Raw genomic sequence first — 18,896 nt, 5'->3', positions numbered from 1 at the left:
ACCAAATTAATTATTTATATTGAACATATATTACGGTACCAATGATCCATTAGCTATTTAATTTATAAATAATTAATGCTCAGGCCTCCTCTCCAGATATCAATATCATCGCCACATCAATAAATAAACAAATAATTTAAAATCAAATAATACTTATAGTGATATTTTCTTATATGATGATATTTTTACGTAAAATAATAAGCAATTTAATTAACAAATACAGATAAAGCAAAAAATATTATTTTTTGATGAATTAATTATTGCAATCCATTATATAATCAGGTTATTTTAAATAGAATAAGAAAAATAGCCATTCAGATAATTACTTAATTAGTCATTAGGAGGTTTTCATGCTGAATATAAAAAACAAACCAAATAATATCACTCCGCAATTAATTTATATGTGGGAAAGAAGTAATGAACCTTGGGGGAGCTAAAGATTGCCAGTCAAGATTTGTCTCTATTGGCAGCAAAGAGTTATAAATTTTCATTAATCCAAGAACCAAACCAAAAACTCAAATATCTTTCTAACAAAATAGGAATTTTGTTGTGAATTACAAAAAATTAACTGTATCTCCTCAAATTATTAACTTGATGGAAACCAGTCATGAACCATGGGGTATAAAAGATAAAAGCTCCCGCTTTGTTTATGAGAATAAAGCAATGGCTATGTTACGGGATCTTCCTGTTGGTTTTAATGTCGAAGGGCGTCTCGACAATGATTTGCCTTGGAATGGCGCAGCTTTTGCAGAACAATTTCAAATACATGACAGAGCAGTCATGCAATCAGAACAAAGAATATGTTCATTAGAAACGCATTTATATGGTAAAGAAAAATTACTTTCCTCATATTTCTTCGAGAAGTTTCCATTTTATAATGAAGATAATCAATGTGTTGGCGTTATTTTCCATGCTTGGAAAGCTGAAGCTTTTTCTCTGACGCGCTTTTTTTACGGTAAACTTCCTGCTTCTATTATGTTTCAACCGCCCTCGGAGTTATTTACTCAACGGGAATGGGATGTCATTTTCCTATTTTTACAGAAATACACCAGTAAACAAATCGGGCGAGTGCTCAATATCTCTTATCGCACTGTAGAAGCTCATATGTTACGAATATACAAAAAAATTGGCATTAATTCTGGTCAGCAATTGGATGAATATTGCCGCCTTAATGATTTTGATCTCTATGTTCCTGAGAGATTTTTAAAGCCAGGAAGTAAAATGTTGATATAATATGATAAATACAAATAAAACAGATGAAAACCACACATAAGATATCAACGCAGATAATAAACACCATGAAAAATAGCTCCGATCCTTGGAGCATTAATAAAGACAAAAGCACTTGTTTTATTTATGAAAATAAAGCAATGGCTATGTTACAAGATATTCCCCCTTGATTTGAGCATTGAGGGGCGTTTTGATTGTGAGTGAGTTACCCTAGATGGATGCTGTCTTAAGACTGTAAAGAATACGCTAAAAGTACCAGTAAGAAACTATTAGCCAGTCAAGATATTAAACCAAGAATACTTTTAATATATAATAATTATGACCTTTACATCCAGCAGAAACACCTTCAATATATAGTTCTTATTTTGTTGAAAAATAACCGTTATCATTATTACGTAATCGTTTCGATAGCCTCTTTAATTAACCCTCATTGATAATCTGTCCCCAATTACCACCAAGTGGTAAAAACATTGATAATTTATCTATATATCGATGTTTTTTAATAATTAAAATCAGGAGATTACGATGAATATGCAAGATTGGCATCCAGCGGATATTATTGCAGCCTTAAGAAAACAAGGGACAAACCTTTCAGCGGTTTCCCGCAAAGCAGGTTTGGCATCATCGACACTGAATAATGCATTACATCGTCCATGGCCAAAGGGAGAAGCGTTAATCGCCACCGAATTGGGTTTACATCCATCGGCTATTTGGCCATCACGCTATAGACCTGGTAAAGAGAATAAGTTCCTGATAAAGGTTGAAGAAACAAGAAGTATAGAAAGCTGGTAGCTTCTCTATGTCTTATTTCAATGCAATTTCATCATTGCCAATAAAGAGACTATTGCATGGCATAAACGAGAAAGCCCCGGGCGATTACCCAGGGCTTCAAAATCATTGGCGGTGCGGACGGGACTCGAACCCGCGACCCCCGGCGTGACAGGCCGGTATTCTAACCGACTGAACTACCGCACCGCGCAGCGTTCTGGTTAAGAACGAGGTAGATATTACGAACCCAGGATCATCCCGTCAATATTTTTTATTACAAAGTGGCGCGCTTGATCAACTTTTCACCCTTAAAGGTGATTTATCTGCAATTTTATTTTAACTCTGTTCAGAACTTGTACGCCATAAACAGCTCCCGCCTTTCTTCTCAACTAAATCCAATCTGGATTCATGAGCGACAAGTTCTTCATCCGCTGCATAAATAACTTTTAATGCAGTTTGAGGCCGGGTAATACGCTGTACTTCAGAAACACCCGCATTGCCAGAAATATCCCCTTCCATTGAGAATGCAAGAGAAGTCTGTCCGCCTGTCATTATCAAATAGACATCAGACAATATCTCGGCATCAAGCAACGCCCCGTGTAAGGTTCGCTTAGAATTGTCTATATCATAACGATCACACAACGCATCAAGGTTGTTTCTTTTTCCTGGAAACAACGCTCTTGCTAATTGCAAGCTATCAGTAATCTTGCAGAAATCAGCTGTTGGTGGGATATCACGGCCCAGTTTCCCAAATTCATAATCCATAAAGCCGATATCGAAGGGAGCGTTATGGATAATTAATTCAGCGCCACGAATGAATTCAATGAATTCATCTGCGATATCAGCAAACAGCGGCTTATCCTGCAAAAATTCATCACTGATTCCGTGAACTTCAAATGCCTCAGGATCGACCAATCTGTCCGGTTTAATATAGATATGAAAATGGCGGCCAGTCAGACGGCGGTTAATAACCTCTACGGCGCCAATTTCAATAATTTTGTGTCCTTCATAGTGAACACCTAACTTATTCATACCGGTGGTTTCGGTATCAAGGACAACTTGTCGTGTAATCGCAGTGCTCATAACGCTTTTTTATGTCAGACTTAAGGTTTTGGGATTGAATAAGAAGAGTCTACCAGATATGAGCAAGCAGGTAGAAATTTTCACCGATGGATCTTGTCTTGGAAATCCAGGGCCAGGTGGATATGGTGTTTTATTACGTTATCAACAACACGAAAGAACCCTCAGTGAAGGTTTTTATCACACAACTAACAACAGAATGGAGCTGATGGCCGCAATTATTGGCCTGGAAACCCTGACCCGCCCTTGCAAAATTGTATTAACCACCGATAGCCAGTATGTGCGCCAGGGCATTACACAATGGATCCATAATTGGAAAAAGCGCGGCTGGCGTAAAGCAGATAAATCGCCTGTCAGCAATGTCGATTTATGGCAACGTCTCGACCAGGCAATTACCCGCCATGATATTGATTGGCAATGGGTTAAAGGCCATGCCGGGCATGATGAAAATGAACGTTGTGATGAATTGGCTCGAGCCGCCGCAAACTCACCAACCAAAACCGATGTCGGGTATGTCGAAAATACAGATTAATCGCGCTTTCGGTAACATTTTGTTACACCAACGGCACTACCCAGTTTGGGCCTTAATAGCGTCATTTTTATCTGGTTTAGTGTTAATGGCAGTGTCCGCTTACGGGCAATAATCAGGCTTACACAACCAAATATAGGCAAATGCCGGTTAAAAAAGCCGGCTTCATTTCGCCAGGGTAATACTTGAAAATTACCACGATACATCACTTCATAATTAAGCAGACTCAACCAATCAAGTTGACGCGTCAGGGAAAACATACGGCTGCAATAGGGCTGATGCCGCCATAATCCTGGTACTAATTTTCCTAAACCCAGCAGACTCCATGAATTGAAACCACTGATGATAAGCCAGCCATCATCAATCATCACCCGGTCAACTTCCCGTAAAAGACGATGAGGGTCAGCATTGTAAGCCAGCACATGACTCAGCAAACAAGCATCAACGGACTTTCCTTCAAATGGCAGGTGGTAAGGATCGGAAATCACCTGCATATTCTTTCCTTCCTTACCCACATTAATCTGATTGAAGATCGGACACTCCTTGCTGTTAATTTCAGCACTCAAATTACCGACTTTCAACAGATGGAAACCAAATATTTTCGGCCACCAGGGTTGTAATTGACGTTCCAAAGCGGCACGGTAATACTCCCCCCAAGGTAAATCAGACCAAGAAGCCGGGGGATTCATATTTTGTGTTGTATGTGCAGATTTCATGGCTTCTTTTCCTTATAACCGCTGTTAAATAAGAGGTATACAATGGAGCTTATCAGTATTCCTGCCCTTTCGGATAATTACATTTGGTTACTTTGTGATGAAAATAGACACTCTGTAATCATTGACCCAGCAGAATCACAACCTGTTCTTGATACCTTGAAATCCCGAGGCTGGATACCCGATGCAATTTTACTTACCCATCATCATCATGATCATGTTGGTGGTGTTCCTGGGATTATTGATCAATTCCCTGATCTGCCAGTATACGGCCCAGAGGAAACCCAGAACAAAGGCACCACAATAATAGTACGTGGAGATAATAGCATCAATTTTGGTTGTTTTTCTTTCCAGGTTATTGATGTTCCAGGCCATACTCTGGGACATATTGCTTTTTATCAAGCTCCTTACCTTTTTTGTGGAGATACATTGTTCTCTGGTGGCTGCGGACGTCTCTTTGAAGGCACCGCTGAACAGATGTACGCATCTATAGGAAAAATAGCTGAATTACCTGATGACACACTTATCTGTTGCGCCCATGAATATACCGTTTCAAATATGAAATTTGCCCATGCTGTTTTGCCCAATCAGGCTATTAGCGAATACCAGCAAAAAGTAACTAGAATGAGGGAAAATAATCAACCAACAGTACCAACCACGTTACAAACTGAGAAAAAAATCAATATTTTCTTAAAATGTGATGATATTGATTTACAAAGAAATATTGGAATCACACCACACTCTCAACCGCTTTCCAGCGTTTTCCGTCAGCTAAGAATCCAAAAAGACCAATTCTGATTTAGATAGTTGCTATATCAAGCCAAGATAAGTATTATTGTTCACCTTTTAAGCAACTATAAAAATTAATTATGAAGACAAAAGCGATTCTGTTCGCATCTGTCTTGCTGGTTGGCTGTCAATCCGGACCTGATTGGTCGATGACAGCCGGGCAACGGGCACAGAATTCGTCTTCAACGAGTCTAAAAACAGGCAAGATAGCAGCGGCTGATGGCGCCAATCAGTTTGCTGCCTGGAAGGATGGTGATCCCAGCACTCAACAGGAGCTGTGGAGATACATCCGTGACGAGTTGAGGATGCAGATCCCTGATAATTACAGGGTTCGTGAACAACGAAATTATTACCTGAAAAACAAGAGCTATCTCCACGATGTAACTTTACGGGCTGAACCGTATATGTACTGGATAGTCAGGCAAATCAAGCAGCGCGATATGCCGATGGAACTGGTGCTGGTACCCATAGTGGAGAGTGCTTTTAACCCGCATGCTACCTCACGCGCTAAAGCGGCAGGTCTGTGGCAGATTGTCCCGGATACGGGTCGCAATTATGGTCTTACTCAAGATAAATGGTACGACGCACGCCGGGACGTTGCTGCCTCAACAACTGCTGCCCTGAATCTGTTACAACGCCTTAATAAAATGTTCAATGGTGACTGGTTATTGACTATTGCTGCTTACAACAGCGGCGAAGGCCGTGTTATGCGTGCAATGAAAGAAAATGCGGCAAAAGGTAGACCAACCAATTTTTGGTCCTTATCACTGCCAAGAGAAACTGCGCTTTATGTACCTAAAGTTCTGGCGCTCAGTGATGTCATTCGTCACAGTGATAAATATGGTATTACGCTGCCAAAATCCAATGATCAACGGGCACTTGATCAGATTGATGTTGGTCAGCAAATCACACTGTCTCAAGCCGCAGAAATGGCTGGCATGTCCCTGACATCCATTAAGGCATATAACCCTGGATATAAACGGGGAGTCACATCGCCTAACGGTCCACATTACATCATGCTGCCAAAGGCAAAAGTTGATCAGTTTAAAAACTCGCTGGCAAACGAAACCGTTCTGAGCAATATGCGTCAGGAAGTTGCGAAAAACAACCGACAACTGAATAAACGAAGCCAATACAAAGTTCGTTCAGGAGATACATTATCCGCTATTGCAAAACGGTTTAATTCTTCCCCCCGTGAATTACAACGCATGAATAACCTAAAAACAGCCAGATTATTGAAAATTGGACAAATATTAAGGGTAAATAATAACAATGCCATTATTTACCGTGTCCGCCAAGGTGATTCAATTGCCAGTATTGCTAAACGTCACGGTATCAACATTAAGGATTTAATGAGCTGGAACGATGGCATAAAAATAACAGATATCAAACCAGGAATTGAATTAACACTCTATGTCAATGAATTTCCTGATGAAGTTTAAAATCTTTTCCAGTAGATATTTTATTGTTGAAGGAAGATAGTAGATGGCCCTCTCTTAGGGCCATTTCTTCATATTTAGTGGAATAAACTTTAGCTTACTCTTTCCGAAATCAAACGAATCGACAAACATTGCAAGATAATCATATAACTAATTGATAAATATAATATTCGGTCATTAAAATTGGATTAATAATCAATGTCGTAAAGTATTAAATATGCTATTTAAGAAATCGAATTTAAATAATATAACAGTATAATTACGATAAAACATTGACTAATTTTAACTATATCAATGAAATACCTGACTCATGTGCTCTGAACCGGAGTCTGACTCCGGCTCTTTATGTATGAAGTTATTTTTTTATTTTATGAATAAAGCGCTTTTACAGGCAGGGAAAGAGAGTTGCCTGTGAGCACTTTTTGTAGAAAATCAGTCAGGTTTTTCTGATGGTTTTCAACCTCTTCTTTGCCAAACATTGCTGAATCAGCATCAAAATCAACAATTAATTCTCCAGCATCTACTTTCCCGCGATAGATAATGTTAAAGCTAAAGCAATCATAGAGCCCGCTGGTGAGTATATGGCGTTTAACCTGACAATCGACAAAATTGGGAGAGTCAAAAGGTAACACATTGATGAGTGGCGAAAATAAATAACGGGTATCTTGAGGTAGCTGATGATCTAAAAAGATCTGTTCTATACGATATCTGGCATGAGTCCGTTGAGTATGAAGTGCGTTGATTGTCTTTTTCAAAAAGGTCTCTAATGTTTCATCCGGATTGGTGTTTATCAATAAGGGAAGAATATTAGTCATTAATGCCGGTGTATTGGTTCTGAAACGGGTTCGGCGATTCATATAGGGTAGCCATAACGGCATTGAATATTCACCATTTTGTGTCTGTGCCGCGAAATAGTGAAGCAAGTAGATGCTTGAAAGCGCCACTAACAGATCAGGCCAGGCGATATCTGTATCAGCCGATAAACGTATTAAGCCTGTGACAATATTCGCGGAGAGCGCACAACTGGTGTAATGGTGTTTGGTACTATAGTCGGCACGGGCGATATCCACGGTTGTAAGGCGGGCGGATGAAAGATAATTTTGCCAGTATAAGCGATCCTGTTCATATTGCTCGCTGTTACAGTACTCTTGTTCTTCAGTAAGGTAGTTGCTGAGTGAGTGAAAAGAAGCATCGGCACTGGCTTTACCAAGATAATACGAATAGAAATGCGCACAACGATGTTCAATGAGCGCCATACCAAATCCATCAAGCAGAATATGATGAGCCCGGTTGTACCAGAGATAATGAGACTCGCTTAATTTAAATAGCCACTGAGCGGATAGCAGTTGAGTTAATAAATTCAGCGGAGATTCCACATCGGCCCGCATAAGTTGCAACGCTGTGTGGAAAGGATCGGGCTGCGTCTGTAAATCAATGAATTTTAACTGTGGTATGGCGGCTTGATTCGGTTGTTGTAAAGGAAGCGGTTCTTCTTCAAGGCGTTTAAAACGGACAGAGAGCACATCTGTTTCACTGGCCACTGTCGTTATTGCTTTGCAAAGTGCCTCTTGATCGACGTTGCCCTGAATATCAAGATAGTGAGCGACAGTCGAAACAACTTTTTCGGAATGCAGGCTGAACTCGTGCCAGTAATATTGTTGTGCCTGCGTCAATGGCATCCAGCTAGAAGTTTGATCGATGTTTAACATTGTAAACCTTATGAATTCATCATAGAAAATAGAATAAAAAATAAAAAAACAGATAAAACTTTCTTCTATGTTTGTGATCGGTGTTCATACAATGTTAAGCCACGATATTCCCGTCTGAACAAGCCAACGCGTAATCGCCTATTTATTCCCATGACATTCATTCTCCTGTTTGATCACCATTTTTCGTTGATTGTTTCTGGCTGAAATCTGAATTGGTTTTATATCTGAGAAAATGAAACATTTGTTGTGCTATACAACAAGAATGTGACGTATTTCGTGATCAGCGTTATTGTATATGATAATCATTATTAATCTCATTGTCGGATATTAGACAAAATGATACATTACGTCCACTTTGGATTATCTGAATGGGTATGCGAGGTTTCTGCATCGCAGATCCACAATCACTGTCTGAGAATGCCAGAATGAAATCGATATTAACCCTTGTATATGGCTTGGTAATTACTCTGGTCACTCTATTTGGGGGGACTGTTTATGCTGCAAACGCGAAAAATGCAGCTCAGATGGAAAGCCTTTCCTGGCCAAGAGATTTTAAAAATGCTGATGGCACTATCACCACGATTCCGACAAAACCTCAGCGTATTTTATCGACCACAGTTTCGATAACCGGAATACTGTTATCGATTGACGCGCCTGTAGTCGCGAGTGCAACGGCCACGAATGGGAAATTTTTTGCGCAATGGGACAAAGTTGCTCAAGAGCGGAAAATTGAAAAGCTCTGGTCAGCCGGCAATATTGATCTGGAAATGGCTTATGTTGTCGCGCCCGATCTGATCGTGGTTTCTGTGAGCGGCGCTGATTCCGCATATGCTCAGGTAGAACAACTTAAACAAATCGCGCCTACGATTATCTTAGATTATGGTAAACAGACATGGCAGGATTTGGCGACTGAATTAGGAAAGGCGACAGGGCTTGAAGATAAAGTTGCGGCCAGAATTACTGGTTTTGATAATTATCTTGCTGAGTGCCGGGCAAAAATTGCTATCCCCGAAGGTAAGGTTAATATTATCAGCTATGCGGGGCCGGGCACCATTAACCCCATATCAACGAGTATAAGCCCACATGCTTTGTTGCTTTCACAGCTTGGGTTTACTATCGAGTCGGCAGATCCGGCCTGGCATAATAATGCGAATAAAACCGGCGACTTTGTTTGGGCGCAATATGAAAATATTACGCAGTTAACCGCGCCCACGACATTTCTTTTAAGTGCGGGAGAGCACAGAGCTGCTGAATTCTTAAAGGATCCTGTACTTGCTAATTTGGCTTCAGTCAGAACAGGACAAGTCTATGGTCTTGGTGTGAATTCGTTTCGAATTGACTATTACAGTGCAAAAGAAATTGCCGATAGCATTGTTAAACGGTTTGGCATTAAGCAGAAAGCGAAATAACTTAGCAATTGTTTGAGTTGGATATGAAAAAATTGATTTTTTCAGTTGCTAATTCTGTTGCGCAATCTGATAACCGGCAATTCAAATTTCAGCGAAAAGGGTTGCTGATTTGCGGGTTATTACTTGTGGCATTTTCAGTTTTTAGTCTTTTTGTCGGGACCCGCCCTGTCACGATTAAAGTCACCTGGGAGGCATTCACCGCTTTTAATCCTGCCAATAGTGAACATTTATTGGTTCGTTATCTGAGAGTGCCCCGTACTTTGCTGGCGATTATCGTTGGTTGCTCATTGGGTGTCGCGGGTGCCATTATGCAGGCGCTTACCCGTAATCCACTGGCTGATCCGGGTATTCTGGGAATCAATGCCGGAGCGGCGGTTTCCATTGTCTCGGCAATTGCTTTTTGGGGTATTTCCGACGTTATTGGCTATATGTGGTTTGGTCTGGCAGGGGCGACAATTGCAGGTTGTGGCGTGTATTTACTCGGGGGGATCCGGCATGGGTTGAACCCGGTAAGAATGGTATTGGCGGGCGCTGCACTGTCCTTTGTATTACTTGCTATCACCCAGATTATCACCATAAACAGTGAAGACGAGGTATTTAATCAATTCCGGCACTGGGTGGTGGGTTCACTTCAAGGGCGAGGTTATGAGGTGCTTTTCCCTGTCTCCATATTGGCGGCCTCAGGAGTGATGATTGCTTTAATGCTGACAAAGTCTCTTGATACGGTAGCACTTGGTCATGATCTGGGGAAATCATTGGGTGTTAACCAAACCAAAGTTTGGATTCTATCTGCACTGGTCATCATTATGTTATCTGGCGGCGCCACGGCGGCGGCGGGGCCCATTAGTTTCATCGGCCTGACCGCCCCTCATTTTGCCCGTTTAATTGCAGGGTCTGATTATCGTTGGGTACTTCCTTATTCTATGCTGATATCTGGCGTTATGGTGGTAGCTGCTGATAGCTTGGGACGAGTCGTAGGATATCCTGGGGAAATTAGTGTTGGCATTATGGTGGCGCTAATTGGGGGACCGTTCTTTGTTTTCCTTGTCAGAAAATGGAAAATTGTTCAATTATGAGCAGACGGAATGATGGTGAGACTGAGGTTAATATTTCCGGTAAGGTCTGGCGACAAGGAAAAGTGTCTCTTGTTTTTATTCCCAGAAATCTTATGGTGATTTGTGCCATATTGCTGTTGATTATAGTATTAGCGCTTTTTTCCATGACTATCGGTAAATTCAATATCACCATTGAACAAATTATCACTATTTTCTGGGGGCGGGGCTCCGGTACAATCAGCGAAAAGATTATCATGGATATTCGTTTACCTCGCGTATTAACCGCAATTTTTGTTGGTGCGGCGTTGGGGGTATCTGGTGCGGTTTTTCAGTCCATTTCCAGAAATGCATTAGGTTCTCCAGATGTGATTGGTTTTACAACCGGTGCGGCGACGGGGGCGATTCTACAGATAGTTTTATTTGATAATAGTGCAGTGCAAGTAGCGATTGCTGCTGTTGCCGGAGGGACGCTGACCGCAGTGGTAGTGTATCTGTTATCTTTAAAATCCGGTGCAATAGGTGGGTATCGCCTCATCCTGACGGGGATTGGTGTGGGTTCAGTGCTAAGTGCCCTGAATGGCTTATTACTGGTAAAAGGAAATCTCGATAATGCCGTGATGGCAAATTTGTGGCTTGCCGGATCACTTAATGCCCGAACATGGATACATGTTTTCCCTGTTTTAATAGGCGTTGTATTGCTGGTGCCTTTGGTTCTTTTTATGGCAAGGAAACTGAGCATTATTGAGATGGGGGATGATATTGCCAGTCAGCTTGGTATCAGGGTGGAACGCGTTCGTTTTATTATGATTTTTTGCGCTGTGGTTTTAGCGGCTCTTGCCACTGGTGCCGCAGGACCGATTGCTTTTGTTGCTTTGGCCGCTCCTCAGCTTGTGGTTCGCCTGACCCGTTCGAGAAATATGCCGGTTATCAGCGCCGCGCTAATGGGGGCTTGCCTTTTGCTGTCAGCTGATCTGCTTACGCAGCTTTTACCTTTACGAGCGGCAGTCCCTATTGGGCTTATGACGGGGCTCATTGGCGGAATTTATCTGATTTGGTTGTTGACCCGTTCTCGGCAAATTTAGTAAGAATCGTCGTAAATCTTCTCCTAATGTGGGCGGAGATATCTGGGGGTAAGTCATTCAAGTAACAAATATACCCAATAGATTTCAATTTGCAGCGCGGCGGCAAGTGAACGCATCCCCAGGAGCATAGATGACTATGTGACTGGGGTAAGTGAACGCAGCCAACAAAGCAGCAACTTGAAAGATGAAGGGTATATAATAATATATTTGTTGGGGTCTTTATCTGTCTCAATTGATGGAATATTTTCGTTATTTATATTCTTAACTTAGACTGTGAATTATTTCTTTATTTTCCTGGTTTGTTTTTTAAGCCTAAAATTAATTCCATAAAATATAGGGATATATTCTTAGTCAATTTCTTTCTGGCTAAATACCTTCCTAAAACCACATACTTTACCGAGTTATCTTTTGTTTTTTTTATTTCCTTAAAATAAAAAGTTGTTTTATATAGGAAATTTATTTTTCTGTTGCATTGATCACAGTTAATGATAATGATTTTTATTTACATACAATAATACACCTTGTTATGATAATTATTACTATTTAAGAAATATTATAACAAAGCAACACTGAAGAGTAATAATAACATTACGAAACTACTCTGCATGAAATTAGCATGGGTTGAATCGCACCATGTTTTTACAGACTGGGATCCACCGGTCAGCAATGTCACGATTTAACTTATTTAATTTTATTAAAACGATTTCGTGTTAGCTGGCTAAAGGAGAAAAATGAATGAATAGGTTGCACTCAACTCTGCAACATGATGTATCAGAAAAAGAACATACTGAAAAATCGAATTTTGTAGGTATCTTTGGGGCTTTATTTTTTGGTGCTATTGTGCTCACAGGAACTGATGCTGTTGCGGCAGAGGAAAAGAACACACAAAACGCCCAAAAAGGAAATACTAAAGCATTATCATCAGAAGAAGATGTATTAGTGGTGACAGGAGAGAAAGTCAATCGCTCTATTTATGATAGTGGTTCAAGCGTCGAGGTTTATAATCTTCGCAAAATGAAATCTATTCCTAATCCTGATGTTAACATGTTGCTGCAAATGACGCCGAACGTTGTTGATAACGGTATTAGTAATGCTCTTCCCGCCGTTCGCGGTGTTGATGGTTCAGGCCCTTCACAAGGGGGAATGGCTTTCATTAGTGGGACGCGTCCCAGAATCAACGTCTCTATTGATGGGCGCTCGTTTACCTATAATGAGCTGGCTTTCGGCACGCAATCTTTGTGGGATATAGAGAGTGTCGAGGTATTTCGTGATCCACAAAGTTATATTCAGGGAAGGAACGCAATTGCAGGCGCTGTGATCATTAAATCACTCGATCCTACCTTTTATTGGGAGAGCGCAATCAAAAGTGGGTTCGCTAATCAGGGCTATCAGCAAGTCGCTGCGATGGCTTCCGGTCCTTTGATTGACGAGCAATTGGCTTTCCGTCTTAGTGTCGATCGTCAAAATCGTGATAGCTTTGCTAACCTGGTTTCTTATGATCCTGTTGGCGATCCGCACAAAATTGAATCAACAACGGTCCGTGCGAAGCTGCTGTTTGAACCACTGTCCATTCCTGAGTTATCCACGAAATTAACGGTTAACCATCTTGATAGTCGGGCTCCTCAGAACGAAGCATACAATCCAAGGGATACGCCTAATTTAAGGCATGAGCTGTTCAGACCCGTTATAGAACGAAAAACGACCAGTGGGATCTGGGATATTTCATGGGCTTTGTCAGATACTATTAGTCTGGAAAATAAATTAATTTATACCGATCTGTCTTATAGCAGATTAACCTCGTCTAAAATTCCAAGGGCTGATACTGATGGCAAAGAGCTAGAAGTTGAACCTATTATCCGTTTTCAAGGGTTTGATAATAAGCTGAATGGTTTGGTGGGTGTGCGTTATTTCCATGGTAAACAGGATGAGTCTATTAATCTTTTCGGGGGCAGCAAGTTTGATGACAAAACGGAAACAGCCTCTGCCTATACTGTCTTGACCTACACGGTTGTTCCTGAAATTGATGTGACTTTATCAAGCCGCTTTGAGCGTGAACACAGAACACGTAAAGGGGGAAGCGAAAGTGTAGCAATCGATTTTGATAAAACCTATAACGCTTTTCTGCCTAAAATTGATGTAGCCTGGAAACCGCAGAAAGATCAAACCGTCGGGGTAGCTGTTGGTAGAGGTTATAACGCAGGGGGGGCGGGAGTGACCTTTGGCAATCCTGTCATTAGTTATACCTATGACCCTGAATATGTCTGGAACTACAGCCTTTATACACGTAACAGCTTGCTGGACGGTAAACTGGAACTCACCTCTAATCTTTTCTATAACGATTATAAGGACATGCAGTTACCTTACTATCTGTCACTCGATTCAACCATGATCCGTAATGCTAATAAGGTTGAAACGTATGGTGCAGAAATCGGTGCTCGTTGGCTGCCGGTCGAAAAACTTGAGCTAAACGCTAATGTTGGCTTACTGAAAACGAAGATTAAAAGTTTCGCGGAGAGTGGTGTTCAGGGTAATGAATTACCTCGGGCACCGGGATATACCGCAAACCTCTTGGCTAAATATTTACTGACAGAGGATATTGATGTTAGCGGCAATGTTATGTTCTCAGATACTTATTATTCTCAGTATGACAATTCTGCCCGTGGAAAAATCCCAGCCTATTGGATAGCTAACCTTCAACTTGGTTATAACTTCAAATGGGGACGCGCCACATTATTTGCTCAGAATCTGTTTGACTCTGATAAACGTTTATTAGTTCCGGATAATAACGTTAATTCGATAATTTATCAGCGTCCGAGAATGATTGGTGCGACGTTTGAACTGAAGTTCTAAGGCGATTAGTCAATTGGTTAGGACATTAATTCAATAAGTAACCGGACAGGGGGGTGAAACTTATTCTATCCGCCAAAAAATGAAGGGCGGTTGTATGAGTGGGATCACATCCTCTGTCCGGAAAATAGCAAAAGATTAATATGTAGAGTAGCCCTGCGTTGACTGGAGAAGCGGGAATATGGCAAGAGAGTTTAAGCGGATACTGACAGATGATGAAGCATTGCTTTTGGATGAAGTATTCAATGCCCATGCTGATGGTCATTCATCTTCGGAAGCCCAAGAAACTGAAAAGGATTTAACTGAATTTGAAGAGATGGTGTGGCTTCATCATCAACAGGATCCTGATGTTTCAGGTCAGTTTGCCTGTGTCTGGTCATTGACAGGAAATATCAACATAGGCCGGCTCATCAGGGCATTAGAGCTTCTTACTAAAGAGATAGTTGGAATTAATGTTAGGTATCGTTTTGATGATGAAGGCGATTTGCGTAAATATTGCGATCTAACAGCGGATTCTCCTATCGAGATTTATCAGATTCAGTCCGATGAAGAAGCGATAAATAGGCTGCTTAAGGATCAGTGCAAACCTATCGGGCTTGATGAACATCCACCGGTCAAATTCATGTTGTTTATGAATGGCAAGCATGGGGTTATTTTAGGTGTGATTGTGCATCATATTCTGAGAGATAGCATGTCATGGCCGCAGATGCTTACCATGCTTTCTGATGTCTATAATAATGGCCTGAAGACTATTGGATTTAGCAAGGAAGATTTATTTCGCAAGGCAATCCCGGCTAAATGGTTATCATGTGAGTCTGGAAAGATTGGCATTTCCTGGCTCTATAAATCCGATACCGCCAGGGGCGCGCTAATTAAAGAAACGGGTAAAATCAGTTACCTTGATGATTCTCTTCATCATCGTCTTGTGGGCAGGTATCGTACTACAATCAATGTTGATGCACTTGCTCCATTGTTGCCTGCGGAGAACACAGCATATTCATCATTGGCAACAGTAACAGCATTATTTGGTTACTATATTGCTATGATAGGCTCTCATTTGGACGTGAATGTCAGTGTGTCGTGCGACCCGGAATATACACATGATGAACTCAACAGCCCATTTTTCTACTCAGAATTAATGTCGTTGCGTGTGTGCCGGGATGACAAAAGCCTGGATAAAATAATTGCCGATCTTGAAAGGCAGATAGAAAGCGGCAATCTACAAATTGGCAATGAGGTGGAGTTCGGCCATAACAGCCCACATATCCTTGTGACTTGGCTTAATCAATCCCAGCCATCACTCAGGTTGAATGATGCAATGGTTGAGTTATTACCCATTCCACCGTTAGACGCGCATTTTGATATCTCGCTGGCAGCTGGAAATGTAAATGATGGGCAATGGTTTCTTGAATTAATAACGGGCCCGTCAGTATCCGCACATATTGGCGCATTTTTGTTAGAAGGTTTTTGTACATTTATTCATGAACAAGATGTCACTATTGCGCCAAAACTTACGTCTGTTTTTTCGCCTCTAACGAAGAAAAAACATGAAGATATCAGTGATACAGCACTTATTATCGCCAAACAGCAAAAAGAACATGAGGCAACTGATAAAAGCGATAGCCATCGTAAAATAGCCAATATTATCCTAAATGAATTCAGGCAAGCGCTCTCCTCACCGGAAATGACAGCCAGTGATGACTTTTTCGATCTTGGCGGGCATTCACTCATTGCCACCCGCGTGATAGGCAGATTACTGAGCTTACATAATATAGAGATCCATATTAACCATCTCTTTAGTTATCCGACCGCGTTGAAACTTGCTGAATATGCGCAATGTCATGATCCTATTGATGAAAACAAAGATGAATTGAGCGAAGAACAATCTGAAGAAGATATTTCGGCTGCCGCACCTTTATCCCTTGCGCAAAAATCTCTATGGAAAGCGTATGCGGCATTTGATTTCAACGATATCTTCAACTTACCTTTTATTTTAAAATTTTCTGCAATTATTAATGAGCAGGTACTTAGGCAAGCTTTTTTTGATGTACTGCAAAGACATTCTGTATTGCGTAGCCTATTTTATGAGGAAGAGGGCGGAGTCTATCAACGTGTCGTTCCAATGAAGGATTTATCGGGCTATCAGTGGTTTTGGGATTCTCATGAATATGGTCTCCTTTCCTCAGAAGAAATATTAAAAAAAGAGGGGAAATATCTGTTTGATCTATCTGAAGAACTGCCTTTACGCATTAAATTTGTCACCGATAACGCCTCAGGGCAGCAGTTTTTATCCATGTTATTTCATCATGTGGCACTTGATGAGTGGTCTGTTACTTTGCTCATGGAAGAGCTGAAACATGCCTATAAATACAGGTTGATAAATGAGACGCCAACATGGCAAGAGCAACCTTTACCATTCCTTCAATATGCAATCAGGCAAAATAATGAGGGAATGAATCAGTCTCATCTTGATTATTGGGTTAATAATTTACGGGGCGCGCCAAGCGGAGAGCCCATTTTTGAAAATCCGGCCAGCGAGTTATCCGGGCAAGCGAATTCCTGTGAAGGCATTGAGTTTGAGATTGAAAAAGTGGTGGCTCAAGGCTTACAGTCACTTGCCAGAAAAAATGGCGCTTCATTCTTTAATATTCTTTACGCCAGTATTGTTGCATCGCTCAATTTACTGGGGGCAACCGATGATCTTATTGTGGGAACATCGGCTTCAGGACGTGATGACGCGAGCTTCTTTGACACTGTCGGTTATTTTACTACGGTTGTGATACACAGAGTTCGCTTTACTGAACAGATGACATTTACTGATCTGATCACTCAGGTTAAGAACAACATCAATGACTCGTTGCCTTATACCGATATCCCCATTGATCTGATTGAAGAAGCCTTATCAGGCCATGCAGATCAAGGAAAAGATCATTTATTCGAGGTATATATTCAGTTACATGCAAAAAATAGTTTGAGCGGTGAGTTCCATATGTTGGATGGAAGCCATATTGCATTTCAGCAGATTGTTTTGGAAAAGCAGGAATCGCTACTGGGGCTTCACTTTGAAATTATGGAAGAGATGATTGCAGGTGAAGAAATGGTACGTATTTTGTTTAATTATCGTTCAGATCGTTATAGTGCGGCTCAAATCGCTCAAATATCAGAGACTATCAATGGCATCTTGACGCTGTTTGCAAAAACACAGGATAGCAATATACCGCTTGGGGCGATTTTGCCAAGATTATCCGCGCGCATAGATACCCTTTGAATACCAGGGTTTCTATTCAACACTGAATAATCCTCTTGCAGTCTGCATTGATATGAATACTGATGCAGACTGATTAATAACGTTTTTGTGAGAGAATTGATGACAACGCTAACGCTAAAACATGATAACCAAAGTGTTTTATCACCTTGTCGCTTGAGTGTGGAAAAATTGCGCCTGGGGTACGGTGAACATATCGTCTGTGATGAACTGAATTTGCGTATCCCTGATGGTCGTTTTACCGTGATTATCGGTCCTAATGGCTGTGGCAAATCCACGCTGTTGAGAAGTTTATGTCGTCTGTTGCGCCCGGAATATGGCAGGGTTTGCCTTGATGGTCATGATATTCACACTATACCAACACGCGCTTTGGCCCGTCAGCTGGGGTTATTACCGCAAAGTGTGCAGGCTCCTCAGGGGATCAAAGTGGTTGATTTAGTCGCGCGCGGGCGTTTTCCCCATCAGCGGTTATTACGTCAATGGAGTCATGAGGATTATGAAGCGGTGCGCCAGGCAATGAATGCGACCGGCGTGACTCAGCTTGCTGAATGCGTTGTTGACGAACTTTCAGGTGGGCAGCGCCAACGGGTTTGGGTTGCTATGGTGCTGGCTCAACAAACGCCATTGTTACTGCTTGATGAACCGACAACTTATCTTGATATTGCTCATCAAATTGAGTTGCTTGAGCTGTTTTGTCGCCTTAATCAAGGATCCGGATATACGCTTATTGCTGTGCTTCATGATTTGAATCAGGCTTGCCGGTATGCAGATCATCTGATTGTGATGGCGGGGGGACGGATTGTGGTGGAAGGAGCGCCTGGTGAGATCATTACGACAACATTAGTCTCTGAGGTTTTTGGACTCGATTGTGTCATTATTGATGATCCCGTCAGCCATACTCCCTTAATTATTCCGCAGGGACGGCGTTTTACAAAGGGATAGATATGATTTTTAAATGTATTTTTTAATAATAATATTGAT

At 41.3% G+C, this 18,896-nt stretch carries 14 protein-coding genes and 1 tRNA gene; 11 read left to right on the top strand and 4 right to left on the bottom strand.

Features of this window, described 5'->3' with window-relative positions; all coding sequences use genetic code 11:
• The first annotated feature begins 549 nt into the window (after positions 1-549).
• Together LGZ99_RS09710 and LGZ99_RS09705 are read left to right on the top strand one after the other, a co-directional pair.
• Positions 550-1,233, top strand: coding sequence for a helix-turn-helix transcriptional regulator (locus LGZ99_RS09710; RefSeq protein ID WP_262979079.1), 684 nt, complete (start codon positions 550-552; stop codon positions 1,231-1,233).
• Between the two features lie 522 nt (positions 1,234-1,755).
• Positions 1,756-2,022, top strand: a complete 267-nt coding sequence (locus tag LGZ99_RS09705) for a helix-turn-helix domain-containing protein (RefSeq protein ID WP_021324575.1) — start codon at positions 1,756-1,758, stop codon at positions 2,020-2,022.
• A 106-nt stretch (positions 2,023-2,128) separates the two neighbouring features.
• Here LGZ99_RS09705 and LGZ99_RS09700 read toward each other — a convergent pair.
• Both LGZ99_RS09700 and dnaQ read right to left on the bottom strand, forming a co-directional pair.
• A tRNA-Asp gene (locus LGZ99_RS09700) sits at positions 2,129-2,205 on the bottom strand.
• A 129-nt stretch (positions 2,206-2,334) separates the two neighbouring features.
• Positions 2,335-3,081 (bottom strand): DNA polymerase III subunit epsilon, encoded by a 747-nt coding sequence (dnaQ, locus tag LGZ99_RS09695; RefSeq protein ID WP_021324574.1) that lies wholly within the window; start codon positions 3,079-3,081, stop codon positions 2,335-2,337.
• Positions 3,082-3,139: 58 nt separating this feature from the next.
• Here dnaQ and rnhA point away from each other — a divergent pair, with 58 nt between their 5' ends.
• Positions 3,140-3,610 (top strand): ribonuclease HI, encoded by a 471-nt coding sequence (gene rnhA / locus LGZ99_RS09690; RefSeq protein WP_262979078.1) that lies wholly within the window; start codon positions 3,140-3,142, stop codon positions 3,608-3,610.
• On the opposite strand, the gene LGZ99_RS09685 is transcribed toward rnhA, so the two are convergent.
• The gene (locus LGZ99_RS09685; RefSeq protein WP_262979077.1) at positions 3,607-4,323 is read right to left on the bottom strand and encodes a methyltransferase domain-containing protein; all 717 of its coding nucleotides are present in this window, start codon (positions 4,321-4,323) and stop codon (positions 3,607-3,609) included. The two genes, rnhA and LGZ99_RS09685, sit on opposite strands and share 4 nt — an antisense overlap.
• Positions 4,324-4,365: 42 nt before the next feature.
• On the opposite strand from LGZ99_RS09685, the gene gloB reads away from it, so the two are divergent.
• Entirely contained in the window at positions 4,366-5,118 is a 753-nt protein-coding gene (gene gloB / locus LGZ99_RS09680; RefSeq protein ID WP_262979076.1) for a hydroxyacylglutathione hydrolase, read from the top strand.
• A 71-nt stretch (positions 5,119-5,189) separates the two neighbouring features.
• The gene (gene mltD, locus LGZ99_RS09675) at positions 5,190-6,551 is read left to right on the top strand and encodes a murein transglycosylase D (RefSeq protein ID WP_023044233.1); all 1,362 of its coding nucleotides are present in this window, start codon (positions 5,190-5,192) and stop codon (positions 6,549-6,551) included.
• 365 nt (positions 6,552-6,916) lie between these two features.
• Here the strand turns inward: mltD and LGZ99_RS09670 are convergent, their stop codons facing one another.
• Positions 6,917-8,257, bottom strand: a complete 1,341-nt coding sequence (locus LGZ99_RS09670; protein ID WP_262979075.1) for a condensation domain-containing protein — start codon at positions 8,255-8,257, stop codon at positions 6,917-6,919.
• 368 nt (positions 8,258-8,625) lie between these two features.
• On the opposite strand from LGZ99_RS09670, the gene fepB reads away from it, so the two are divergent.
• The 6 genes from fepB (at position 8,626) to LGZ99_RS09640 (ending at position 18,857) form a co-directional block, all read left to right on the top strand.
• On the top strand, positions 8,626-9,666 hold the full coding sequence (gene fepB, locus LGZ99_RS09665) for a Fe2+-enterobactin ABC transporter substrate-binding protein (protein ID WP_235184641.1): 1,041 nt from the start codon (positions 8,626-8,628) through the stop codon (positions 9,664-9,666).
• A 23-nt stretch (positions 9,667-9,689) separates the two neighbouring features.
• The gene (locus tag LGZ99_RS09660) at positions 9,690-10,742 is read left to right on the top strand and encodes a FecCD family ABC transporter permease (RefSeq protein ID WP_262979074.1); all 1,053 of its coding nucleotides are present in this window, start codon (positions 9,690-9,692) and stop codon (positions 10,740-10,742) included.
• Entirely contained in the window at positions 10,739-11,803 is a 1,065-nt protein-coding gene (locus tag LGZ99_RS09655) for a FecCD family ABC transporter permease (protein WP_051769111.1), read from the top strand. The genes LGZ99_RS09660 and LGZ99_RS09655 overlap by 4 nt, the downstream gene beginning before the upstream one ends.
• A gap of 735 nt (positions 11,804-12,538) precedes the next feature.
• Positions 12,539-14,653: a TonB-dependent receptor gene (locus LGZ99_RS09650; protein ID WP_262979073.1), complete on the top strand. Its 2,115-nt coding sequence runs from the start codon at positions 12,539-12,541 to the stop codon at positions 14,651-14,653.
• Between the two features lie 178 nt (positions 14,654-14,831).
• Complete coding sequence (locus tag LGZ99_RS09645) at positions 14,832-17,918, top strand: condensation domain-containing protein (RefSeq protein ID WP_262979072.1); 3,087 nt, start codon at positions 14,832-14,834, stop codon at positions 17,916-17,918.
• Between the two features lie 99 nt (positions 17,919-18,017).
• A complete protein-coding gene (locus tag LGZ99_RS09640; protein ID WP_081858251.1) occupies positions 18,018-18,857 on the top strand; it encodes an ABC transporter ATP-binding protein in 840 nt (279 codons plus the stop codon).
• Positions 18,858-18,896 lie beyond the last annotated feature (39 nt).

Origin of the sequence: Photorhabdus temperata (genome assembly GCF_025384845.1) — a bacterium.
Taxonomy (GTDB): Bacteria; Pseudomonadota; Gammaproteobacteria; order Enterobacterales; family Enterobacteriaceae; genus Photorhabdus; species Photorhabdus temperata.
The sequence above is the reverse complement of the archived record's forward strand: the minus strand, read 5'-3'. Positions and strand labels throughout refer to the sequence as shown.